Genomic DNA, 23,353 nt, shown 5'->3' on the forward strand with positions numbered 1-23,353 from the left:
ATGACGACGACCAGGGTGGCCGTGCCGCGAAAGGGCAGGCCCCTCGAAGCCGTCCTCGAACGGCTCGCGTCTCGGACCGGGACCGCCGAGTTGGCCGACGACATCATCTCGACGCTTCGCTACGAGAAGGCCATCACCAAGGGGAACCAGCGCGCCGACGACGACGTCTACCATCGCCTCGCCGAGTACTCGACGCTCTCGGACCCGCGCCGGCCGGAGTACACGCTGCTCCGGGACGACCGCGACGGGATGCCGCGCCGCGTCGTCTTCGACAGCGTCACCGTCCCGACCGACCACGGCGACGTGCAGCTGATCGGCCGCGAGGAACCGTTCCGCGCCCTCCGGACCCACGAGTTCGCGCTCGGCTTCGACAGCGCCGACCTCGTCTTGGAGGAGGTCGTCCAGTTGCGAGACGACCCGCTCGCGAGCATCGGCGAGATAAACGACCGCATCGACCCGCTCGATACGGACGTCCGGGTCGTCACCGGGCTCGGCGATACGGTCTATCACACGTTGTTAGCGATACCCGACGTGATCGACGCCCAGGACCGAGCGTTGAACCGGGAGTTCGTCACCGAGTACGAGGGCGAGTTGTGTATCTCGCCGCGCTACGAGCGGCTCGTCGAGGCGGTGCTGGGAACGGCGGCCCTGGACGGGATCACGTTCACCTACCCCGACAACGGCGACGAGGAGGAGGCCGACATCGCCGAGACGGGCATCGGCGTCTACCTCACGGTGACGGGATCGACCGCGCGCGACCACGACCTCGAACTCGGCGAGCGCCTCTTCCCGAGCGAGACCGTCCTCCTGGAGAACGCCAGCGAAGGCGACGATACAACCCGGCGAGTCGCCGACCTCTTTACCGCCCCCGAGGAGACGGCGCTGCAGTCGGTCTGAGCGCTGCCGCTTACCGGTACGAGCGGGTTACCGGCCGCGTTAGCGTTCCTGGTACCAGTGGGCAGTTGCACAGGCGGCGAGGGCGAGGAGGACGCCACCGGTGAGGAGTTCGGCAGCGAGAATCTGCCCGGCGATTTGATTGACGAGAACGCCGACCGCCCCCATGGCCGCCACCGCAGCGTAGTAGCGATACCACGCTCGCCCGGTGTTCGCTTCGCCGTCGAGGTAGCCGCTGAGCACCGTCGAGTTAGGGCCCAGCGCGACGGTGCCCGTCTCGCGGTCGAACTCGACGATTCCCAGCCCGTCCATCTTCGGGAGGTGACACTGATACAGGGAGACGTAGACGCGCTTTCGCTGTTGCTCTCCGAGCGAATCGACCGTCGTGTCGTTCTCCCGGGCCGCGACGTGTTCGGAAACGGAACTGACCGAGACCGACGCCTCGTCCGAGGCGAAGAGCAGCGAGAGGGTCGCGCGTCTGCGCTCGTTTTTCAAGATGTCGAACAGTTCGCTGTCGGTGAGAGGCGCGGCGGTCGAATCCACGCGTTCCGCAGCGCTGTCGCCGCTACTGTCGGCTGATTCGGTCGACCCGTCGGCTTCGTCCGGCGCGTTCGGCTTCGATCTCGCCTGTGGATTCGCGTTATCTGTCACGGTTAGTTGAATTTCGGGAGCGGGGTCCGGCGACGGTGCGGTAGCGACGGTTCCACTTCTTACCTGACAATCGAAGTATATAGCTCTTTCCGGGTTTCTAACCAGTTCGATGGCGAAGCGACCGGCTGTCGGGACCGCCCCGACGCGTCGCGGGCGCCGGTATTAGGTTCGGACCTAGCTGCCGCCGAAGGCAGTAATCCGGCCTGTCTCGGGAGTAACGACGCTGTAACAAATGGGTGTCCGATTATCGGTACGTTCGTGTCGTCTCGGACGACAGCCAGATGAACAGCCTCCTCACCAACCGCAGTGACGGATGCGATGGAACAAAATAATACAGAACTCTCACGCGACCGTGTCTTCGACATCCTCAGTAGCCCGCGCCGTCGGTACGTCCTGTACTTCCTGCGGACCGAGCCGAACCCGATCCAGCTGACCGACCTCGCGGAACACGTCGCGGCCTGGGAGAACGACACGACGGTCGAGGAGCTCTCGACACAGCAGCGCAAGCGCGTGTACGTGTCGCTGTATCAGACACATCTCCCCAAACTCGCGGACTCCGGACTCGTCGAGTACGACGAGGACTCGGGAGAAGTGTCGATCTCGCGGAAGGCGTCCGAGATCGACCCGTATCTCGGCGAGCAGTCCGAAGAACCGCGCTGGTACCTGTACTATCTCGGGTTGGCCGTCCTGAGTACGCTCCTCATCGCCGCGTCCGTCGCCGGACTCGGCGTCGCGGAAGGGACGGTGGCGATGATCGTGGTGGGCGCGTTCGTCGTGTTGACGGCGGTCCACGTCGTCTACCGCTGGCGAGAGCGCCCGCCGCCGGTCGAGTTCACCGAGTGAACGGTTCCGGCGCGGTCACTCCTCCTCTTCGGGGAGTAACTGTTCGGGCTTTCGCAGGTACACCGGGGTGTTCGCGAACTCGGCCATCCGTTCCAACTCCTGGTCCGTGATGTGCTCAGGCATCACCGGCGACAACCCCTCCTTCAGGGTTAGTAATTGAGTTCATATGACGGATAATGTAGCTCATACTTCGCGAGTCGGGCGGCGGGGTTCGTTCCCGTCGAGCGGCGGAAAAACCGGCAGACGGGAGCGGTATCGCCCCGGAGTATAATCAGTATAACAATACCCGAACGCTCCTCAGCGGCTGGCGTGAGACAGTCAACTGCAGTCGCGCCGAGAGGTGGATAGCGGATGTGGCCGTGGGAACACCTCGCCGTCGGATACCTCGTCTACTCGCTGTACGTTCGCGTCCGCGGACGGGAACGCCCGAGCGGCGTCGACGTCGTCGCCGTCGCCGTCGGTTCGCAGTTCCCCGACCTCGTCGACAAACCGCTCGGCTGGGGGACGACGCTGTTGCCCTCGGGGACGTCGCTCGCACACTCGCTCCTGTTCGCCGTGCCGATATCGCTCCTGGTCGTCGCGGTCGCGCGTCGGTACGGCCGCTCCTCGGTGGGCGTCGGGTTCGCGCTCGCGTATCTCGCACACCCGCCGGCCGACGCGGTCTACTCGTTCGTCCTCGGGGGACACCTCAGGCTCGGCTTCCTGTTCTGGCCGGTGATCCCGGCGCATCCCATGGAGCCGACGGCGATCTTCGCCCGCGCCGGCGAGCTGTTCGTCGAGTTCGTCGAGATACTCGGCACGCCCGCGGGGCATCGGTTTCTCGCGCTGGAAGCGCTGTTGCTCGGGGCGACGCTCCTCCTGTGGCGGGCCGACGGGTGGCCCGGTCTCGACCTGCTTCGACCGCGCGCGAACAGTCGGTAGGGGCGCGCTAGTTACCCTCGTCGGCCGTGTCTGACGGAGCTTTTATTACGTTGTCCATCCTCCACCTGTTAACTCGATGAACGGCAACGACTCCGGCCATCGTGAACAAGCACAGGCATGGGAACTAACTGGCGGTGAGTTGGCTGACGCGGACGCGCCCGAACCGACCTACGATCCGATGACCGATTCGTACGCGACGACTGTCTCGTTTGCGGACGTGTCACCCAGTATCGCGGTCGCCGAGGCGCTGGCGTCTGTCCGTCACTGCGAGACGACGGCGCTCAGCCCGCTGTACGACGAGATAGACACGGACGCGCTCGACGCGATAATCCTAGGCAGCGGCGACTCGGTGAGCGTGACGGCCGCGGTCGACGGGTTCGAGATCGTCGTCTCCAGCGGCGGGAGAATAGAGATTTCGCCGCCGGAGTAACGATACCTGTCGTCTCGAACGGCTTGGTGGGCCGTTCGGGAGTCGGCTTTACGCTTCTCTGCGCCCGTAGCCCAACAGCAGCGCCGCCACGACCGAGAGCAGCGCGACCACGGCGGTGAATCCGGGGCCGTCGCCGCCGGTCGTCGAGGTCGGAGTCGCGTCGGTCGTCATCGCGTTCTCGCCGTCGGCCGTTCCCGACGCCGCGACGTCGAGCGTGCCGACCTGCGTGCCACCGACGCCGACGGCGTGCGTCCCGGCGGCCGGCGAGAGCGTCGCGGTGAACGTCTGCTCGCCGCCCGGCTGGACGGTCAGCGTTCGCTCGGTGACGGTGTCGCCGTCGACGGTGACGGGGACGGTCGTCTCGACGGGCGCGGATCCGTCGTTCCGGACGGTCGCGGTCACGGTGACCGTCTCACCGGCCGAGACGGCGTTCGTCGAGAGCGAGCCGCCCGCCTGAACGGGCGTGACGGTCCCGAGCGCGAGCGTGGAGAACCGGTCGGTCTCCGCCCGGTAGGTCACGTTCTCCGCGGTGGACGCGACGCGGGTCGTCGGCAGCGCGGTCCACGTTCCCGCGCCCTCGTCGTACCGGTAGAGGACGACGTTGGCCTCGGCGGTCTCGCCGAGCGCGGCCCGGGAGACGTCGACGGTGACCGTGCCGCGCTGGATGGACTGATCGACCGTGGTCCCGTTGGCCTGCAGCGACGGGCTGAGCGCGAAGCCGTGCTGAACGGCGAGACCGTCGGCGGGCGGGCCACCGGCAGAGAGGTTCGCCGTTCGCTTCGCCTCGAGCCACAGGGTTCCCGACCCGCCGGCGTCGACCGACACTGTCTGGAGGGTCGCGTCCGCCGTCCCCATCTCGAACTCGAAGGGGACCGTCTGCCCGGCCGTCGCGTTCTGGGCGACGCCGACGTAGGTGTCGTTGCCGATCTGCACCGTGTTGCCGTCGGCGTTCGCCGGCGGCACGACGGTCAGGGACTGCGCGTCTCCGTCACCGAGCGCGACGGCGTACTGGCCGGTCCGGTTCGGCGTCATGCTGACGCTGAGCGTCCGCATCTCGTAGGGCGCGAGCGTCGCTTCGTATCGGACGGTCTCGGTGCCGTCGACGAGGACCGGTTCGTCGAACGTCCCGGCGGCGTCACCGAAGTTGGCGACGGTCACCGTATGCGTCACGGACGTCCCGAGCGTCGTCGCGGACTGGTTGAGTCCGCCGTCGAGCACGCGGAGCGACGGCGAGGCGGGAGCGTCCGGGGCGTGGCCGCTGTGGCCGTCGCCCCCGGAAGTCTCGTCCGTCTCGTTCGCAGCGGTGTCGTTCCCCGCCGCGCTGTCGTTCGCGCTCTCGTTCTCCGTGACCGCGCTCGCGCTCACCTGGTAGGAGAACTCGCCCTCGTAGTCGTCGCTGGCGACGATGACCGTGTAGGGTCGATCCTGTTCGACGACGTACCGGAGCGTGACGTCCTGTCCAGCGTACGGAGCGACCTTCTGGGCCACCACTTGGTTGTTCGGACCGATCAGGAACAGCCCGGAGTCGGCCGCCGAGGAGTGGGTCAGCTCGATCTCCTGCCCGGCGGGTGCCGAAAGCGAGAGTTCGGCGTATCGACCGTGGAACTGCTCGCTCTCCGGGTTCGTCTCATCGACGGTGCCGACGACCGTCTCGCCCAGCTCGATGGACGTCCGCTCCTCGGCGTCCAGTCGGTGCAGCGAGAGCAGGTACTCGTAGCTGTCTTCCGGGAAGTGACTCGTCACCTGGATGGTGTAGGTCCCGTCCGCGGGCAGCCGCGTCACGATCTCGGAGTTGTTGCCCGACCCGCCGTCCTCGTTGTGCGAGAGGCGCTGGCCGTCGGGACCGACGAGCACCATCGAGGTGTCCGTCGGGCCGTAGAGGCTGACGTTGACCACGTCGCCGGCGTTCCCTTCGAACGAGACCGGTTCGTAGTACCACTCACCGACGTGGCCGTTCTCGGTCGGGTTGTCTCGTATCGCGTCGACGCTATCGACCGCGCCCCTCACCGTCTCGCCGTAGGCTATCTCGCGCGTGTCGTCCCCCGGTGCGGCGGCGACGGCACCCACGCCGGCGATCGGCGCGGTGAGCGCCACCAAGAGGACCACGCCGACGGTCGCGAGGCGTGCGGTCATCGGTCACCCCCATCTCGGGATTCCGAACTGCTGTCTGTATTGGACATCACAGCGAGAGAACAGGAGACTATGGTATAGTTACCCACTCTGTACGGGGCCTCGCTGGGACGTACGACCCGGATAACGGGTTCCGCGGCGGTCGGGCCACCTAGGTCCGGATTTATCGCGGTAATCGCTTCCTTCGATCGTTGCAGCGGCCCGTTATACGGTCTGTTACCATTGCGCGTCCCGATCACTACCCACTGGTGACCTCCGATCTCGCCGCGAACGTCGGATTCGTTCGGGACTCCCGGCTGCGATACGACCACGTTCTCTGGGGTGTCGTGTTGGGTGCATCGAGCGCCGACGTCGTCCTGACGCTCGTTGGGCTATCGCTGTGTTTCAGCGAGGCGAACCCGGTCGCGAGAGCGATCCTCGACGTCGCGGGCGGCGTCGGGTTACTGGCCCTGAAGGCCGCTGCGCTGGGCGTGTTGTTCGCGGTCTGTCGCCGCCTCGATACGACCTATCGGTACGCGGCGCTGCTCGCGTTCTCGCTGCCGCAACTGTACGCCGTGGGCCACAATGGGTTGTTGCTGGCCCGCTACGCTCACCTCTGCGGTTAGGTGCGTTCGTCGGCGAGTATCTGTGAGGGTAGCTCGCTGGGCGTGCGCGCTTCGAGGTACGCGATCGCGTCGTCGGGCGTGCAGGCGACGCCGTCTATCAGACTGGGGAAGACGCCGACCAGTTCGTCCTCGGCGTACAGCGCGATACAGCAGTGCGGCGGGACGATACGTCGGAACGACTCGTCCGTGACGCTGGACGTCACCTTCGAGATACGGAAGAACGGCGAGATGGAGACGTCCGTCTTCGCGGCCAGCTCGTAGAACTCGCTGATCGCGGCCGCGATTCGCTCGCCGGCCCCGACCTCCGCGAGCGGGCCGCCGGTCGCGACGCTGTCGCCCCAGACATGCAGATCGATGTCTACGAGCTCGCCGTCCGCGACGAGTGCCCTGAGTCGTTCGACCAGGGTATCTTGCTTCTCTTTGCACCCCACGGGCGCGAGAGAGTGGACGAACACCTCGACACGAAGATCTGTTTCGTTGGAGGGCAACAGCCCATCGAGGTGTTCGTGGGTCTCACCTGAACTCATTTGTCTCGGATTGGGATGTCCCGAGCACGGTATTAAATACACACAGCCTTTTCGGGGCTAAGAAACTCTTACGAACGTTCTCCCCGAAACTCCCGGACGAGTCGCATTGGGGGAGAGCGGACAGCGCAGTTCGGACGACGACGGCCGCCGTCGCGTGGCCTGAGTGGGGGGTGGGGTGGGTGAGTTGGCAAGGGATGGACCGGTTGGCCAGTACGTGCAGTGTCGCTCTCCCCGCGTTCTGACTGCAGGGGCTAGTTGTATTGTTATTCCCTGGTTAGCGTCGGTAGGCAGTCGTTCGTCCGCCGGACGAGGCGAACCGTTTCGCTCGAATGTCGAACCCGGAAACGCGGGAAGACGACGTATAACTACTGCCCCGTCGTGTGTGTATCCGACGTGATGTTCGCATCGAAACGAATCCTGCTGGTCAGCATCGCAGCGCTCGCCTTCGGCGTCTGGTACAGAACCCTCCGTTCATCGTCCCGCGATGAGTAAGGCGGTCGTCGAAAGCGAACCGATCGGCCCGCGACTTCGGACTATCCATGTCGCCTGAGGACGACGAATCGCCGCTCCGTGACGGGGACAGCGAGACGGGGTTGCTCCCCGATGCCGACGCCATCGAACTGCTCGCCTCCAGGCGACGGCGGACCCTGTTGGGGCTGCTCGTCGACGCCGACGGGGCCGTTACGCTGGGGTCGCTCGCGACGGCCATCGCACAGACCGAGCGAGCGTCCGGTCTCGGTGCGACGCCGAGCCATCGGATCGCCGTCTCGCTCCATCACGCACACCTCCCGAAGCTCGACGCCGCAGGCGTCGTCGATTACGACCGCGAGACGAACAGCGTCCGGTACCGCGGCGACGAGCGGATCGAGACGTGGCTCGCCGCTATCGACGAATCCTGACCCGGGGTTCTCACTGGAGCCGTCGGTACAGCTGTGCCATCATCCCGAATCCCGTAGCGCTCCGTTCGAGGGAGTGATACCGCGTCAGCGTCGGCGCGAACTTCGATTTGTACCGCGAGAGGCGCGGGTTGTTCGCGCCGACGAGGTCGTAGCTTCTGACGCCGCGGCCGGCGGCGTCCCGGATGATCTCCCAGTGCAGCAGGTCGTTGATGTCGTACTCGATGTCCTGTTTGACGGTCCCCTGCCAGCCGTAGGCGCGCTCGCCGTCGTCGAGGACGAGGCTCCCCCCCGCGAACTCGCCGTCGATGGTACAGACGTACGGTCTGAGGTGCCCATCCGGGAGCACGTCGTAGAGGTCGTCGACCAGTTCGGGCGTCACCGGGAAGCCGATGTCCTGCTCGTCGTGGCGCTGTTTGACCTGCTCGATGATCCGCCGAGCGGCGTCTCGTCCGGACAGCGAGACGGAACAGGCCGCCTCGGCTTCGCGCACGTTCGAGCGCGCGTCGCGGCTGAACCGGTCGAACAGCGTCTCCGGTCCGGTGTCGAGGTCGACGACGTACGTGAAACGCGGCGTCTCCTCGAACAGCTCCCAGTCGAACGGGCGGGTGTCCGGCGTCGTGATGGCCGTCCGAACGTGGACGTACCGGGGCGCGTGCGTCTCGTCGAGCCAGTCGATACAGGCGGAGATGAACCGCTGTCGCCTGCGCTCGACGGTGTTGGCTTTCATCCCCGGCTGGGTCAGCAAGACCGGCCCCAGATAGCTCACCTTCAGGTTCGGCGGCGGGGAGAACGCCGTCGTTATCGGCCCTTTCTCCAGGGTGAACAGCGGGAACAGGCCGACCTCCTCCTGTCCCTTGTAGCCGACCAGCGGGTGAAACTCCGCCCCCGAGTGCGCGGCGAACACTTCGAGCGCCTCGAACCGGTGAAACGGCGTCCGTTCGTCGGTCCGGTCGAGCGCGTCGTTCCATACCGCTCTCTCGTTCGTCGATAGTTTCGCGATCTCCAGACTCATCGGTCCCTCCCGCGGTGTGTCGGCCCTTGCCATTGGCAGTTACACGCCCACATCTGTCGGCCAGAAAGTGGCCGCCCCGGGGGGTAAGTTATACCCAGCCTACGGCGGCGACGTGTGCGGTAGTCTATCGGTCCCAAGCCGACTGAGGGCGGTGGTATGCTCGGTATAACAAAGCGACGTTCGGGGAAAGGCCGTAATCGAACAATGTCTGTGGTCAGCGACCCGGCCGACGCCTCGCACTCGGCCGACCAGTGGGGGACCGACGTGTGAGTGTCACCGAAACCGCCCGTCGTCTCGTGGAATCGACTCTTGACGTCGTCCCGGTGGACCTCGTCGTCCTCGTCGCGTACGTCGCGTTCGCGACGGCGGCGGTCGCCGGCGACGTCGGCGGCGACGTCGGCCTGTTCGTCGTCGGGTCGATACTCGTCTTCTTCGCCCCCGGTTACGCCGTCGTCGCGGCGCTCTTTCCCGGTCGGGCGCGGAACAGGGACGCGGGCGACCAGTCGACCGGGCTCTCGCTGTCCTCGGCGCACGACGGCCTGCTCCCACAGGAGCGACTGGCGCTCGCCTTCGGCGTCAGCGTCACGCTGATTCCGCTCTTCGCGGTCGCCCTCGGCGCGGCGGGCGTTCTGCTGACGACCGAGTCCGTCCTGGCGGCGGTGTGGGCAATCGTCGGAGCCGGCGTCGTCGTCGGCGGCGCGCGGCGACTGCTCTTGCCGTCCCGAGAGCGGTTCGATCCGCTGACCGTCGCACGGCAGCCCCGGAACCAGGGCGTCTTCGCCGGGGACGCGGTGACGAACGTGCTGACGGTCTGTCTGTGCCTCGCGGTCGTGGCCGCCCTCGGGTCGGCCACCGTCGCCCTCGCCGGGCCGCAGCAGTCGATGTCCTACACCAGCGCCTCGCTGCTGACGAAATCCGGCGACGGCGGACTGGGCGGTTATCCCACTAACGTCACGCAGGGCCAGCCGCAGCAGCTCGTCGTGGAGGTCACGAACCACCACCAGACGGCGGCGAACTACACCGTCGTGTCGAAGATCCAGCGCGTGGACGGCGGTACCGTGCTGGCGAGCAACGACCTGCTGACCCAGAGCCGGCGCGTGGGCGTCAACGAGACGTGGACCTACGACCACACCGTCAGCCCGTCGATGGCCGGACAGGACCTCCGGCTGGTCTACTACGTCGTCCGCGGGCCGATGCCGGACGACGTGAACGAGAACACGGCCGAGCGGGTCCTCTACCTCCGACTCGACGTGACGCCGACCGACCAGTCACAGCCGGCGCAGTCGGCGAACGCGACGCAGACGCCGACGCCGTCGCAGTAACGCCGCGGTTCGATCGCAGTCCCGTCTTTTCCGCGCCGCCCTCTCGTCGATACTGTTCCGAGCCGACGACGACACGCTCTCCCGTCCGGTAATCGAGACAATTTTCACAGCAGTCGTGTCGGTACAGCGCCGCTGTCATCGTCGTCGCCTCCCCGTGAAAGTGGCGTGTCGCTCCGTGCCGACTCGCCGGCTACGCGGCGTCGGTGAATGAACCGCGCGGGTGGCCGTCGGCTCGCCGTACAGCCGAACCGGTTCGTCGCTCAGTCGGCACTGGCCGGCACTGGCCCGTCGTCCAGTCGGCTCGAGCTCGTCGCTCGGTCACAGCGTGGTTTGCCGTGCGACGAAGTGCGGGAACTCACCAGCCGGCGTCCGGATCCTACTGGACCTCGAGTCTCTATAAGCGTCGTGAGAAGACGCCGATACGGGTCGGTGTCGTCGGCCGCGCGCACGCATCGGCGGCGTCGAGCGCGGTACCGAGCGCCGATCCCCCGGCCGTCTATCGTGATCGACCGCTCGGTAGTCGCGCTTCGACTGTGCGTCGTCTGACCGCGTACCGAATGGTAGCGAAAGCCCCGCGGCGGGAAAAAAGCGCCTCGTCCGTCTCAGAGCTGTCGGCTGAGGACGACGATGCCGCCGGCCAGCACGCCGACGCTCCCGACGGCGACGAGACCGAGGAACAGCGGGGACATCCCGCCGTCGGGCTCGCCGTTCCCGTCCGCGGGCGTCTCGCTCCGGCGCTGCGTCGCGTCGCCGTCGACGGTGACGCTGGCGTTCTGGCCGTTCACGCCGACCGTGTACTGCCCGGGCTGCTCGATGCGCTGTTCGAACGTGACCGTCTCGGAGGCCCCCGCGGCGACGGTGAGGCGCTCCGTCCCGACGACGTCGCCGAAGGCGACGAACGACGCGGTGACGGTGCCCGACTCGGTCCCGTCGTTGGTGAACGTCGCGGTCACGCGCACGGGCTCGCCGGGGTTGACGGCGTCGCGTTCGACGGTGACGGTCGGCTGGCTGATGTTCGCCTCGGAGGGCGCGACGTCGACCATTCGGCTCTGTCCGGCGATGGTGAGCCGCTGGCGGCCCGGCGCGGCGGGCACCACCGACATCGTGACTCGTCTCGTCTCGCCCGGGCCGAGAGTCACTCGCTCGGACCCGACGACGCGACCGCCCAGTACCGCGGTTATCGTCTTCGTCCCGTCGAGCTGTCCCGCGTTCGTGAGCGTCGCCGTGACGTTCACCGGCTGTTCGGCGACGGCGTTCCCCTCGACCGTCAGCTCACCGCCGACCATGTTCGGTCGCGCGAGACCGACCGCGAGCGGCGTCTCCGGGCCGGCGGTGGCGTTCACCACGACAGTCGAACCGTTGTTGACGACGGTCGTCTCGGCCGCCTGCCAGTCTGACCCGGTCCACGTCGCCACCGCGAGCGACTCGACGGAGCCGCCGCGGTTGCGAATCGCCTCCCGGTCGAGCGCTATCTGGTAGGTGACCGACGAGGGTGCCGACCCGCCCTCGACCGTCGGGTCGAGCGCCAACAGGGTCTCGTCGCTCCCGGTCGGCGGTCCCCCGCTCCCGTTCCACGCGTCGGTCACGGTGAGGGTCGTCCCCGCTCGGGCGTCGGCGAGCGCGAGCCGCTGGACCGCTGCCGGACCGGAGCCCAGCGTCCCGTCGTCCAGCGCCACGCCGACGGTACCGGTCCCCGGATCGCTGACCTCGACGCGGACGCCCTCGTCGGTTCGCGTCGCAGTCGCGGGGGGTCCGTCGTCGGACGGCGGCGGGGCAGCGCCGCCACCGCCCGTGCTGCCGCCGCTACTGCTGTCGTCGTCACCGCCGTCGTCGCCGTTACCGCCACCGCCGCCCTGTGACTGGCGCTCGACGGTGACTGTCGTACTCGCCGTCGCCGACCGGTTCGTCCGGTCGACCACGGTGACCCCGACAGTCCGGTCACCGGGCGCGTCGAACGCCGTCGTCAGCGTCGGCTGGCTCGTCTCGGTCTCGACGGTGCCGTCCGCGTTCACGTCCCACTGGTAGGTCGCACCGCCGCGCGGGGCCGTGGAGTTCGAGGCGTCGAACGTGACTGACTGGCCGACCGTCGCCGTCGCCGGCCCGGAGAGCGCCGCGGTCGGGTCGTCGCTCGCGTTCGCTTCGACGACGAGCGTCGCGTTGGCCGTGTCGCTCTGACCACCGTCGGTCACCGTGAGTGTCGCGTCGTACGTGCCGGCGCTCCCGTACGTGTGGGTCGGCACTGGCCCGGTGGCCGTCGCGCCGTCCCCGAACGCCCACTGGTAGGTGGCCGACTGGCCGGCCGTCGAGTTCCGGCCGTCGAACTGCACCGCGTCACCGACGAGAGCTGACCCGGGCGCTTCGATCACGGCGTCGACCTGCTGGCTCGATCCGACCGTCACCGTCGCGTTGGCCTCGCTCTGTCTGCCGTTCGCGTCCTCGACCACGACGGCGACCGTCTTCTCGCCGGCCGTGTCGAACGCTCGCTCGAAGGTCGGCCGGGCCGTCTGCGCCTCGAAGCTCCCGTCGTCACCGACGTCCCAGCGGTAGCTGACGATGTCGGCCGCCGGCGTCGAACCGCTGGCGTCGAAGGTCACGTTCGCGCCGACGGCGGGGTCGGCCGGCGTCGCGGTCAGGTCCGCGGTCGGGCAGCTGCCCGCGACCACGGAGACCGATTGGGACTTGTCGAGTTCGACGAGGCCGCTCGGACTTCGCGCTCGCCAGGCGACCGGGTCCTCGGCCCAGTCGGAGTCCGGCGAGTCGCTGTTCGTGCCGAAGCTCGCCGATATCTCGATGCCGTCGCTCCCGGAGAGGTGAGCGATTCCGCGCAGCGCGCCCCCGTCGTTCCGTGCGGGCTGCCACTGCCAGTCGATCTCGCTGGTCGTGTCGGTGTGCTCGAAGCTATCGTCCTGTCCGTCGTAGTTGTCGTCCTCGACGGCCCAGCCCGCCTGGGTCGGGATGCCGGTGATGTCCATCGAGACCGCCCCGCCGCCGGTGTCGTCGTTCCGGCTATCGTGGAGGAAGACGAGGCTATCACCGCTCTCGCCGCGGTAGACGTAGAGCTGACTCACCCCCGAGACCTGCAGGTCGTCGGTCCCGTGGGAACTGTAATCGGAGTCGTTCCCGCCCCGGTAGTCGTAGTACGTCGAGACGTTCTGGGAGGCGTCGCCGACCGTCGCCAGCGGGATGCACTGGCTCCCCTGGACGACCGCGTACGCGTCGGGCCGCTCTTCGACGTTCTCGACGTTCCCGGCGGCCGTCCCGACCGGCGTAAACGGTGTGATACTGGCCCCGACGACCAGCAGTATCCACGCGATGCTCGTGATGGCTAGTGTGTCCCGTTCCATTGTGGTCCTACGGGCTGATGCCCGCCTCAGTATGCTCGGATTTCAGAAGATTCCCGCTTTGTTATGGAGCGCCGTCGCCGCGACTCGCTCCGGTAACGACCGCTTACGCCGAATCGGTGTTGACTCGAATCTGCCCGTCGTCTATCGGTTGGACGGCCGCCGCCCGCACCGACTCCATGATTCGCATGGTCCAGGTCCCCTCCTCGATCGGGACCGGCATCGGGTCGCCGCGGATGATAGCTCGCGCGTCGGCGTCGATCTGGTAGTAGTGCGAATCGAGGTCGCGCTCCGCCGTCCAGTCGTCGCCGAGGGCCCGCCGTGCGACGGCGACCACGTTCTCGACGGTCCCCTGTACGCGCCCGAGGACGTGGTCGATGTTCGTCTGCGCCCGAGCCTTCGGCGAGGCCTCGTAGTCCTTATCGAGGACGGTGACGGACTGGGAGACGATGTCGATGTCCAGGCTCCCGCGCTCGCCGTGGACCCGGATCGCCTTGTGCGGGACGTCGCTCGCGAGTACCGTCCCGCTGCACAGCACGCCGTCCTCGCTCGTGTACTGGAAACTGGCGCTGTCGTAGTCGAAGCCCTGCTCGTACTCGCGGGTCCGCTCCGTCTGCGACTGGATCGAGGCCGCGTCGACCGGGTAGCCGCCGAGTTTCAACACCAGGTATACCGGGTGCGGGAGCCCCTCCTCGAACTCGCCGCCGGGGAGGTCGAACGCCCACGCGCCCCGGCGGACGTCGTCGGGGTAGGTCTCGCCGGAGTAGAGTAAGTCGACCGAGCGCACGTCGCCGATGGCCCCCGCCTCGATGAGCTTCGACGCCTTGCGAACCGCCGGGTCGAAGTTGTGGTTGTGGACGACCGAGACCGGCACGTCGTGTTGCCGGGCGAGTTTCTCCAGCTCTTCGGCCTCGGCGACGGAGGTCGTGACGGGCTTCTCGATCTGGACCGCGAGACCGTCCTCGATCGCCATCCGGGCCAGGTCGAGGTGGGTCTGGACGGGCGTACAGAGGTGGATCCAGTCGAGGTCCTCCCGGGCCAGCATTCCCTCGAAGTCGGCGTAGGCGCTGATGTCGTACTCCGTGGCCTTCTTGCGTGCTCTCGACTCGTCTACGTCACAGATGGCGACGAGGTTCGTCGCTGGACACTTCTCTAAGCCTGACAGATGGAAGTCCGAGACGGTTCCACCGCCGACGACCGCGCTTTCGAGCGTCATCGTCACAGTACCTCGGTCCTGCGGGTATTGTTATAGGCGCTGTGTGGGCCGGTAATCGGAATTTACCACCGGTAGCGGCGGGCGTAAGGCCGCCGTACGCCGGCGAACGTCGCCGAAACAGCCGCCGGGCGTCCGGCCGTCTCCGCAAGCCGACCATAACAATGCGGGTCTCGCTGGCAGTACTGATGAGAATGGGTTTCGAGCATCCACGCCGCGTCGGGGGCAGGTGAGATGTACCGGGAGACAACTGTTGCCGTCGTCGTTCCAGCGTACAACGAGGAGGGACTGGTCGGGACGGTCATCGAGACGGTCCCCGACTACGTCGACCGCGTCTACGTCGTCGAGGACGGGTCGACGGACGGAACGTGGCGGGAGATACGGGAGACGGCCAGCCGAGTCAACGAGCGCGCGAGCGGCCGGAACGGGTTCGAACGCCGCGTCGTCCCCATCCGTCACGAGGAGAACCGCGGCGTCGGCGGCGCGATAAAGACCGGCTACCTCGCCGCCCGCGAGGACGGAATCGGCGTCACGGCGGTGATGGGCGGCGACGCGCAGATGCAGCCCGAACTGCTCGAAGGCGTCATCCGCCCGATCGTCGAGGGCGAGGCCGACTACGTGAAGGGGAATCGCCTCCTCGACGGGCACTACGGGACGATGCCGCGCTTCCGGTACGTCGGCAACCGCATCCTGACGTGGCTCACGCGCATCGCCAGCGGCTACTGGTCCATCGGCGACCCGCAGAACGGTTACACCGCGATCTCGCTGCACGCGCTGGAGACGGCCGGCATCGAGGACATGTACGAGTTCTACGGCTACTGCAACGACCTCCTCGTCCGGCTGAACGTCGCGGGCTTGCGCGTCCTCGACGTGCCGCGACCGGCGAACTACGGCGAGGAGGAGAGCCACATCAGTTACCGTTCGTACATCCCGCGCGTGTCGGGGATGCTGTTCCGGAACTTCCTCTGGCGGCTCCGGGCGAAACACCTCTCGGACGGCGTCCACCCGGTCGCGGTGCTGTACGGGACCGCGGGCGCGACGGGCGTGGCCGGCCTCGTCCGCGCGGCCCGCAGCGACGGGGGACCGCTCTCGATCCTCTCTCGAGCGGTCGCGGCGCTGGCTCTCTCGGCCGTGTTCCTCCTCGGCGCGATGCTGCTCGATTACTCGCACGAGAGCTATCTCGACGACCGGGCGACAGTCGAGGCGGAAGCGAGCGGTTACGACGGCGACGACGATGACGACGACGCTGCGGCCGTCTCCGCCCCTGTCGGACAGGACTAGAGCGGCTCGATAGCCCGGACGAACAGAGCGGCCTTACTCCCTGTACGGCCACTATAACAATTCCTCGACCACCGACAGCGTGCGTATGGGCAGGGACTGGACCCGTCGAGAGCTCGTCGAGCGACTGGGAGCGGCGGGGCTGCTCGGCTCGCTCGCCGGGTGCCCGAGCGACGATCCGGGGCCGGGACCCGACGAGCAGACGCCGACGCCGAGGACGCCCGGCCCGACGCCGGAGAGCGAGACGCCGTTCGATGTCGAGCGACGGACGGGAGAGTGGCCGCCCGACGCCGAGCGGTACGAGACCGTCGTCGACGTCGCCGAGGCTGGCGGGGACACCGGCGGCTCCGAGTCCGTACTACCGGTCCTCGAATCGCTCGACCCCGACGACACACTCGTCAGGTTTCCGCCGGGCGAGTACCGCCTCGACGGGAGCTGGCGCGTCGAGGAGTTCGAGCGCCTCGCCGTCGTCGGCCCGGAGGCGACGATCACGACCGACCCCGGAATCACCGGCCCGCTGTTCGGACTGGGCGGCGACGGCGACGCCCGCGACCTCGCGATCTCCGGCCTGACGTTCGACTTCCGGCGGGCGAACACCGGGCCGCGACCGATATACGCCGCCGTCGAGGACGGGCTGACGGTCAGCGACGTGACCGTCCGCGGCGAGATGGACTTAGACCAGGACGGGATGCGCTTCGGCGTGACTCGCGACGGCGGCGCGGGCGTCGTTCGCCGCCTTCGGATGCCCGACGGCGGCGACCCCCGCTTTACGAACACCGGCTGTTACGTCGGCGAGGACCATCGCGGTCACGTCGCGTTCGCGGACTGCCGCATCGACGGCTTCCCCGACAACGGACTGTACGCCTCGCCCGCCGTCGGCCGCGTGGACGTCGTCGGCGGCGTCTACCGGAACAGCGGCGTCTCGAACGTCCGCGTCAGCGGCCCGGCGACGGTGCGCGGCGTCACGGTCCGCTGTAACGAGGCCCGGCGGGGCGTCCCGAACATGCGCGGTATCCGCCTCCGCGAGGGGTCGGAGGTCCTCGTCGAGAACTGTCGGGTCGTCATGGAGCGAGTGACGGCGAGCGACGGCGGCATCACCTGCGCGAAGTGGCTCGACGAGGCGACGATCCGGGACACGCACGTCACCGTCGCGGCCGACGACGTCCCGGCGGTCTGGGCGAAAGAGCCGAATGCGGTCGGGGCGGACGTTCGCAGTCACCCGATTCAGCTCCGGAGACTCACGGTCGACGGCCCGGCCGCCCGCGGCGCGGCAGTCAAAGTCTCGTACCGCGACGGGACGCTCATCGAGGACCTCTGTCTCTGCCAGTCCGGTCTCGACCGCGACGGCGTCCACGTCCTCGCCTCCGCCGACGGGGTGCTCCGCCGAGCGAACATCACCGTCACCGGACGGCCGCTCGTAACGCGGCGAGCGCCGCTCGCCCGGCGGGACGTCAGCCTCCACTCGCTCGGTCGGATCGGTGCACTCGGCGGTCCGTCGTGCGGCTGCCGCTGAGGGCGTCGAGCCGGCGCTACTGATCCTCGGCGAGGTAGCCGAGATGCGCGAGGCGATCGGTCACGTCGTGGTCGTCCCGCGTGCTCGCGTCCCGGTCCTCGTACTCGGGATACGTCTCGACCGGCGGCGGTTCGACGACCGGTAGCGCCGCACCGTCCATCAGGTCGGACTGTGGAACCCCCAGCGTTCCCAGGACAGTGGGCGCGATATCGAAGAGGTGCGCGTCGGCGAGCGACGCCGTCTCGTCGACGTCCGCGCCCGTCGCGGCGACGATCCCGTCGCGCTTGTGGTTCCACGACTCCCGCGGCGTCCCGAACCGCTCGCCCAGCAGCGAGCCGTTGAGGAAGTTCTCGAATTGTCGGGGGACGACCACCACGTCCGGTGCATCCTCGACGTAGGGTCCCTCGAAGACGTCCTCTCGCGGGAGAACCGCCTCGAAGACCGGGTCGCCGTCCGGGTCGTCGAGGTCGCGCAGTCTGTCGAGCAGTTCGGTCCGCGTCGCCTCGTACTCGTCCGGGTCGACGACGCCCTCGGGCTCCCGATCCGCGAGGTTGATCCTGACGCCGAGTTCGATCCGGTCGCGCATGTACGCCCTGGAGTTCCGGAAGTCGACCTGTTCGGTCCCCGCGCGGACGGCGTCCGTGGGCGCGATCCGAGCGACGACCTCGGCCAGTCCGAACGGTTCGAGCACCGCCTCGATCCGCTGGCTGGTCACGCCGACGCGGGCGAGCGACGAGACGCCGCGTTCCAGCAGTCCGGGGTCGGGCGTCCCGCCGCTCTCACCGCGCTGGAGGCGGCGGCGAGCGATGGCGTCCCAGGACGGCATCCCCTCCCCGCCGGCCGTCGCCGAAACCAGGCCCCAGTCGCGTAAGCACTCGTTAACGCGGATTTCGTGCCCCGCGTACTCGCCGATGCCGTGGTCGCTGACCACGACGACGTTGTCCGGGTCGGCGGCGGAGAGCGCAGTCTCGACGGCGTCGTCGACGGCCCCGAAGACGCGTTCGATCGCTTCGGTGTCCGTCGGGCGGCGGTGGAAGACGGTATCGGTCTGCTGGAACTCCAGGAAGCCGAAGTCCGGGTCGAACCGGTCGACGAGGTAGGCGAAGGCGTCCCCGCGGGTCTTCGAGTGGGCCGCCGCGTCGTCTAAGTCGGCCTCGCCGGGCGTGTCCATCGGCCCGTAGACCGAGTAAGCTCCGATTTCCTCGCGCACGTCGTCGAAGATTCCCTCGGGGTGGCCCGGCGGGTCCTCCGGGGAGACGTACCCCGGGAGTATCGCGCCGTCGATAGGTCTGGTCGGTGCGGTCACGGGGACGTTGACGACGACGCTCGAACGGCCCCGCCGGTCGAGTAACTCCCACAGCGCGTGGGCGCGCACGTCCGTCGCGTCCACGACGTCGTAGTCGTAGCCGTCGAACGTCAGGAAGCCGTATACCCCGTGTTTCCCGGGGTTGACGCCGGTGTACAGCGACGGCCACGCGCTCGGCGTCCACGGCGGCAGCTGCGAGGTGAGCGGCCCCGTCGCGCTCTCCTCGAACAGCGATTCGAGCGTGGGCGCGACGCCGGCCTCGAACACCGGGTCCAGAACCGACCGGCAGGTGCCGTCCAGTCCGAGCAGGAGCGTCCGCATCGTGGGCGTCTCTCTCGCCGTTCGGCTTTGTTATCGAAGCCTTACCGACAGTTCGTTTGGGCTACGTGACGGTTACTATGCCAGATGGAACAGAAAATAATTCCTTCATAGGATATAATACGTGTGTGGCGACGTTCGCTGAATTAAGCCCCCCTTTCGAGGAACCAAGAGCAGGTGGTAAGGAGGCTGTACTCGTTCGGTGGATATCCACCGGTTAGTAGGTGAGCCCTACGCGGTAGCTGGCCAGAACGCCTTTTCCGGTAAGTCCAGCCTGCCCGACTATGGCAAAACGCCACGACGACGGACAAGCGGAGAAAGGTCAGCGTACTACCCGACGAACGTTCGTGAAGACGGTCGGCATCGCCGCGACGGCGGCGCTCGGCAGTTCGACGTTCGGCGGTGCCACCGCGGCCGAGACGACCGTCGACCTCGGCGAACAGGGGCTCTCGAACGGCGACAACATCGACTCGTACCTCGAGGAGCACTTCACAGACGGGAACGAGGTACTGATCCCGGCCGGGGAGTACGAGTACACGGGAGCCGGACTCGGCGGCGACAAGGGGAACTGCGCGCTCGTCGGGTCGCCGGACGGCGTCACGTTCAATCGACCGGACGACCCGGAGACCACGGTCCGACCGGGCATCCGCGCGACGAGCGGGACCGTCCGCGTCGAGAACATCACGGTCAAGGGCAAGCGCGGGCAGGAGCAGTCCCGCTGGCGCGTCGGTGCCGCCGAGGGCGCGACGATGGAGGTCGTCAACGTCAACATGCCCGACGGGACCGTCGACGGTTCCGACTCGACCGGACTCTACGCCGGGACGGACCACGCGGGCACGCTCCGGATCCGATCGTGCTATCTCGAGGGGTTCGGCAACGTCGCGCTGTACGTCTCCGACCCTTACGCGGGCAGTAACGGGAAAGTCGTCGTCGAAGACTGCGTTCTCCGGAACACGAACGCGGCCGGCGTCCGCTTCGCGCCCGGCGACAGCGTCATTCGCGGTTGCTACTTCGAGGCGACCGAGACCGCACCGGCGGAGGAGGGCGGCGGGGTCGCCCAGCGCGGTGTCAAGTTCGACGACGCCGGGCAGGACGTCGTCGTCGAGGACTGCGACTTCGTCTGGGGCGACCCGGGCGGCCCCTGTTTCGACTTCCACGAGCGCGGTGAGGGCGGGTCCGGCGTCGTCCGGAACTGCCGCATCCGGAACGACTCCGACAGCGCGCCCATCGACACGGAGTGGGACGTCCAGGGCAACTGGTCCGGCGAGAACATCAGCCTGACCGGTAGCGGTGACACGGAACTGCCGGAGGGATTCGAGGCCGTCACCGGCAGCGAGGCCACCGCGCCCAACACCGACTACGCGATCTGGACGCCCGTCGGCGACAGCTCCGCGGGAACGACCGAGAGCGGGTCGTCTAACGTGACCAGCGCGGACAGTTCCGACGCATCCACCGAGACGAACACCACCGAGGCATCGACCGAGAGCACGGAAACGGAAACCGAGAGCACGGAGACCGAAACTGAAAACACGGAGACCGCCACCGAAAGCGCGTCGAACGAGACGGCTGCGGAGACCGATGAGTCGGAGGCGGACGACGGTTCGTCGGACGATAGCGCCTCGACTGAACCGTCGACTCCGACACCGGAGTCCTCGAACGCTTCGGCCCCGTCCGCGTCCAATAGCTCCGCGAACGAATCGTCGGTCGGCGACGCCAGCGCGGAAGACGACTCCTCGTCGGGCGAGTCCGAAGCGGATTCGACGACGATTACGGGGACGCTGGCCGACTCGCAGTCGGACGATTCCTCGCCTGCAAGCGCGTCGTCTGAAACGGCCTCGGACGAGTCGTCCGAGAGTTCGTCGGACGACGCCAAAAGCGAGTCCGAAGCGAGTCAGCCGCTTCCCAACCGCATCGAGATCGACGGGACCGGCGACGCGGAGGAATCCGCGATGTACGGCCTTGACGTCTCCGGTGACCTCGTCGTCGACGAGGAGCGAACCGTCGTCAAAGGTGGGACGACGCTCGAAGCGAAGGAGCGCGCCGTCAGAGGTAGCTCCGCGTCCGGTCGGGTCTGCAACGGCGTCGCCGCTTACTACTACAGCGGCGAGGTTCGCTCCATCGACGTTCACGGGAAAGCCGACGTCAACCGTTTCCGGGACTGAGCATGTTCTCGGACGGCAACTGGGACGAGGTCCCCGACGACCCGGACCCACACGAGAACCTCGGCTACGAACTGGAGGAACTGACAGTCATCCAGTCAGAGACCGACGACCGGTACGTCTTCCTCCCCGCGGAGGAAGACCAACTGCTGGAGGAGGCGTTCATCGTCGCCGACGAGGAGGCCCTCGTCGAACTGAAGGAGTGACGAAAGACCTCCATAACTAACGGTCGGTCCGTGGTGTGACCACACACCCGATTTCGGGGGCCGACGATGACGTACGACGACTACATCCGCGGTGACGAGGTCACACTCGGTGTCGCGCCGACGGGGTATCGCTACTCGACCGACGCGAACGACTCGCTGCCCGTGACCGCAGCAGACGTGGCGGACCAGGTCTACGAGTCTGTCACTCTCGGCGCGTCTATCGTGCATCTCCACGGGCGCGATAGCGACGGCGACCCCGCGCCGACCCGGTTGCCGGCGTTCGGCAGCGCCGTCCGCGACCGCTGTGGGGACGACGTGTTGGTGGAGTACGCCGTCGGGCCGGACTGCCCGCCCGGAGACTTCCTCGCCATCGTCGACGAAGGGCCGCTGCCGGATCTCGCGTCGGTCCGCGTCGGCCCGGAACAGCACGGCTACCGCGGAACGTCGGCCACTAGCCGCCGCGACGTCGACCAGTTCGTGGGCGAACTGCAAGACCGGGGCGTCGTTCCGAACCTGCTGGTCACCGGCGGTCGGGACCTCCACGAGGTCGACCGCCTGCGCGAACAGGGGGTGTTCGACGGGCCGCCGGTCGTGACGCTGCTGTTCGGCGCTCCCGACGGGGCGGTCGGAACGCCGCAGAACCTGCTGGCGTCGCTCGACGCCGTCCCGGAACGAGCCCACTGCCTGGTGCGGGCGACCGGTCCCAACCAGTACCCGCTGACGGCGATGGCGTTCTTCCTCGGTGCCCACCCGGTGGTCGGGATGGAAGACAACCTCTTTTTAGACCCCGAGACACCGGTATCGCGCAACGCGCAACTCGTTCGGCAGGTCGCGGAACTCGCGCGCAACTCCCTCCGTGACCTCGCCGACGTCGACGGCGCGCGTCGGCTCGTCGGCCGCCCGGCGAGAGTGGCCGAAGACGACGACATCGAAGCCTGAAACGCCGTTCGTCTCTCCCGCTTACGAGACCGCGAGCAGGAGCAAGGCCACCCCGCCGACGCCCGCGAGGACGCCGACGCCTCTGGCCAGCCGCTCTCCCCATCCGACGAGGCGCTCCAGTGAGAGCACGACCGTGAGCGCGGCCATCCAGAGGACGTTCATCGAGCCGACGACGACCATCACGGCGAACAGCGCCCAGCAACAGCCGACGCAGAAGACGCTGAAGCGGGCGCTCATCGAGGCCGCGCCGCGGACCCCCGGCCGCTGGTACTCCATCAGGAACCCGAGCGGCGTCCGACAGTACGTCAAGCACCGGTACTTGTACGGCGAGAGCTGATACGCCGAGAGCAACACCAGCGTCCCGCCGAACAGGAGCGCGGTGTGCGCTTCGGCGACGGCGGCGACGGGCACGACGGCGTTCACCGCGAGCGGCACGACGCCGGTGAGCGTCCAGACGAGCGCGTACGTCCCCATGAACGCCGCCAGACGAGCGGCCCTGCCCGCGGGCGTGGCCCCCGATATCGTCCGGTGGTACATGCGAAACAGCGGCACCGAGGACGGATACATCATCGCGACCATCATCACGCCCCACATGAGGAGGTACAGCGCCACGCCCCGGAGGCCGTTCGAGAGCGCCATCGCCTCGGGAACGCCGGGTGCCGACATCTGCATCCCCATACCACTGCCCGCCCCCGCCATCGGGAGCCAGCGCCCGACGACGGCGACCCACGCGAGCAGCGCGACGACGTAGGTGACGAGTGCGACCGTCGGGATGCGCTGTAGCCCGAACTGCCGTCTAAATGCCTCTCGCATCGCCTCCCTCGCGGTCGATAGAGCCACCGGGGC

The 23,353-nt window shown here is 67.8% G+C and carries 20 protein-coding genes; 12 read left to right on the forward strand and 8 right to left on the reverse strand.

Annotation, left to right across the window (positions count from 1 at the left end; genetic code table 11):
• A complete protein-coding gene (locus EGH23_RS03940) occupies nucleotides 1-897 on the forward strand; it encodes a phosphoribosyltransferase HisG-related protein (protein WP_220578711.1) in 897 nt (298 codons plus the stop codon).
• 39 nt (nucleotides 898-936) lie between these two features.
• On the opposite strand, the gene EGH23_RS03945 is transcribed toward EGH23_RS03940, so the two are convergent.
• Nucleotides 937-1,545, reverse strand: coding sequence for a DUF7344 domain-containing protein (locus EGH23_RS03945; RefSeq protein ID WP_220578712.1), 609 nt, complete (start codon nucleotides 1,543-1,545; stop codon nucleotides 937-939).
• 318 nt (nucleotides 1,546-1,863) lie between these two features.
• Between EGH23_RS03945 and EGH23_RS03950 the strand changes: the two genes are divergently transcribed.
• From EGH23_RS03950 to EGH23_RS03960, 3 genes are all read left to right on the forward strand, one after another.
• Nucleotides 1,864-2,388 carry a DUF7344 domain-containing protein gene (locus tag EGH23_RS03950; protein ID WP_162316255.1) on the forward strand — a complete coding sequence of 175 codons (525 nt, stop codon included), beginning with the start codon at nucleotides 1,864-1,866 and terminating at the stop codon, nucleotides 2,386-2,388.
• A 351-nt stretch (nucleotides 2,389-2,739) separates the two neighbouring features.
• Complete coding sequence (locus EGH23_RS03955; protein ID WP_220578713.1) at nucleotides 2,740-3,309, forward strand: metal-dependent hydrolase; 570 nt, start codon at nucleotides 2,740-2,742, stop codon at nucleotides 3,307-3,309.
• A gap of 76 nt (nucleotides 3,310-3,385) precedes the next feature.
• Nucleotides 3,386-3,739 carry a HalOD1 output domain-containing protein gene (locus tag EGH23_RS03960; RefSeq protein ID WP_220578714.1) on the forward strand — a complete coding sequence of 118 codons (354 nt, stop codon included), beginning with the start codon at nucleotides 3,386-3,388 and terminating at the stop codon, nucleotides 3,737-3,739.
• A gap of 48 nt (nucleotides 3,740-3,787) precedes the next feature.
• On the opposite strand, the gene EGH23_RS03965 is transcribed toward EGH23_RS03960, so the two are convergent.
• Nucleotides 3,788-5,872 (reverse strand): pre-peptidase C-terminal domain-containing protein, encoded by a 2,085-nt coding sequence (locus EGH23_RS03965; protein WP_220578715.1) that lies wholly within the window; start codon nucleotides 5,870-5,872, stop codon nucleotides 3,788-3,790.
• A 245-nt stretch (nucleotides 5,873-6,117) separates the two neighbouring features.
• Here EGH23_RS03965 and EGH23_RS03970 point away from each other — a divergent pair, with 245 nt between their 5' ends.
• A complete protein-coding gene (locus EGH23_RS03970; RefSeq protein ID WP_220578716.1) occupies nucleotides 6,118-6,474 on the forward strand; it encodes a DUF5658 family protein in 357 nt (118 codons plus the stop codon).
• Here EGH23_RS03970 and EGH23_RS03975 read toward each other — a convergent pair.
• Entirely contained in the window at nucleotides 6,471-7,001 is a 531-nt protein-coding gene (locus tag EGH23_RS03975; RefSeq protein ID WP_220578717.1) for an HTH domain-containing protein, read from the reverse strand. The two genes, EGH23_RS03970 and EGH23_RS03975, sit on opposite strands and share 4 nt — an antisense overlap.
• Before the next feature lie 539 nt (nucleotides 7,002-7,540).
• On the opposite strand from EGH23_RS03975, the gene EGH23_RS03980 reads away from it, so the two are divergent.
• Nucleotides 7,541-7,900 carry a DUF7344 domain-containing protein gene (locus EGH23_RS03980; protein WP_220578718.1) on the forward strand — a complete coding sequence of 120 codons (360 nt, stop codon included), beginning with the start codon at nucleotides 7,541-7,543 and terminating at the stop codon, nucleotides 7,898-7,900.
• A 10-nt stretch (nucleotides 7,901-7,910) separates the two neighbouring features.
• Here the strand turns inward: EGH23_RS03980 and EGH23_RS03985 are convergent, their stop codons facing one another.
• Nucleotides 7,911-8,912: a GNAT family N-acetyltransferase gene (locus tag EGH23_RS03985; protein ID WP_220578719.1), complete on the reverse strand. Its 1,002-nt coding sequence runs from the start codon at nucleotides 8,910-8,912 to the stop codon at nucleotides 7,911-7,913.
• A gap of 266 nt (nucleotides 8,913-9,178) precedes the next feature.
• Between EGH23_RS03985 and EGH23_RS03990 the strand changes: the two genes are divergently transcribed.
• Nucleotides 9,179-10,234, forward strand: a complete 1,056-nt coding sequence (locus tag EGH23_RS03990; protein ID WP_220578720.1) for a DUF1616 domain-containing protein — start codon at nucleotides 9,179-9,181, stop codon at nucleotides 10,232-10,234.
• Between the two features lie 602 nt (nucleotides 10,235-10,836).
• Here EGH23_RS03990 and EGH23_RS03995 read toward each other — a convergent pair.
• Entirely contained in the window at nucleotides 10,837-13,578 is a 2,742-nt protein-coding gene (locus EGH23_RS03995) for a PKD domain-containing protein (RefSeq protein WP_220578721.1), read from the reverse strand.
• Between the two features lie 103 nt (nucleotides 13,579-13,681).
• Nucleotides 13,682-14,791 carry a Gfo/Idh/MocA family protein gene (locus tag EGH23_RS04000; protein WP_220578722.1) on the reverse strand — a complete coding sequence of 370 codons (1,110 nt, stop codon included), beginning with the start codon at nucleotides 14,789-14,791 and terminating at the stop codon, nucleotides 13,682-13,684.
• A gap of 231 nt (nucleotides 14,792-15,022) precedes the next feature.
• Between EGH23_RS04000 and EGH23_RS04005 the strand changes: the two genes are divergently transcribed.
• Complete coding sequence (locus EGH23_RS04005; RefSeq protein WP_220578723.1) at nucleotides 15,023-16,069, forward strand: glycosyltransferase family 2 protein; 1,047 nt, start codon at nucleotides 15,023-15,025, stop codon at nucleotides 16,067-16,069.
• A gap of 85 nt (nucleotides 16,070-16,154) precedes the next feature.
• The gene (locus tag EGH23_RS04010) at nucleotides 16,155-17,579 is read left to right on the forward strand and encodes a hypothetical protein (protein WP_220578724.1); all 1,425 of its coding nucleotides are present in this window, start codon (nucleotides 16,155-16,157) and stop codon (nucleotides 17,577-17,579) included.
• Nucleotides 17,580-17,595: 16 nt separating this feature from the next.
• Here EGH23_RS04010 and EGH23_RS04015 read toward each other — a convergent pair whose 3' ends face one another.
• Nucleotides 17,596-19,206, reverse strand: coding sequence for an alkaline phosphatase family protein (locus tag EGH23_RS04015; RefSeq protein WP_220578725.1), 1,611 nt, complete (start codon nucleotides 19,204-19,206; stop codon nucleotides 17,596-17,598).
• 281 nt (nucleotides 19,207-19,487) lie between these two features.
• On the opposite strand from EGH23_RS04015, the gene EGH23_RS04020 reads away from it, so the two are divergent.
• The 3 genes from EGH23_RS04020 (at nucleotide 19,488) to EGH23_RS04030 (ending at nucleotide 22,507) form a co-directional block, all read left to right on the forward strand.
• Nucleotides 19,488-21,365: a hypothetical protein gene (locus EGH23_RS04020; protein ID WP_220578726.1), complete on the forward strand. Its 1,878-nt coding sequence runs from the start codon at nucleotides 19,488-19,490 to the stop codon at nucleotides 21,363-21,365.
• Nucleotides 21,366-21,367: 2 nt separating this feature from the next.
• Nucleotides 21,368-21,568 carry a hypothetical protein gene (locus EGH23_RS04025; RefSeq protein ID WP_220578727.1) on the forward strand — a complete coding sequence of 67 codons (201 nt, stop codon included), beginning with the start codon at nucleotides 21,368-21,370 and terminating at the stop codon, nucleotides 21,566-21,568.
• 66 nt (nucleotides 21,569-21,634) lie between these two features.
• Complete coding sequence (locus EGH23_RS04030; RefSeq protein ID WP_220578728.1) at nucleotides 21,635-22,507, forward strand: beta-keto acid cleavage family enzyme; 873 nt, start codon at nucleotides 21,635-21,637, stop codon at nucleotides 22,505-22,507.
• A gap of 21 nt (nucleotides 22,508-22,528) precedes the next feature.
• On the opposite strand, the gene EGH23_RS04035 is transcribed toward EGH23_RS04030, so the two are convergent.
• Entirely contained in the window at nucleotides 22,529-23,320 is a 792-nt protein-coding gene (locus EGH23_RS04035; protein ID WP_220578729.1) for a DUF2182 domain-containing protein, read from the reverse strand.
• Between the last annotated feature and the right edge of the window lie 33 nt (nucleotides 23,321-23,353).

Source organism: Haloarcula nitratireducens (assembly GCF_019599505.1).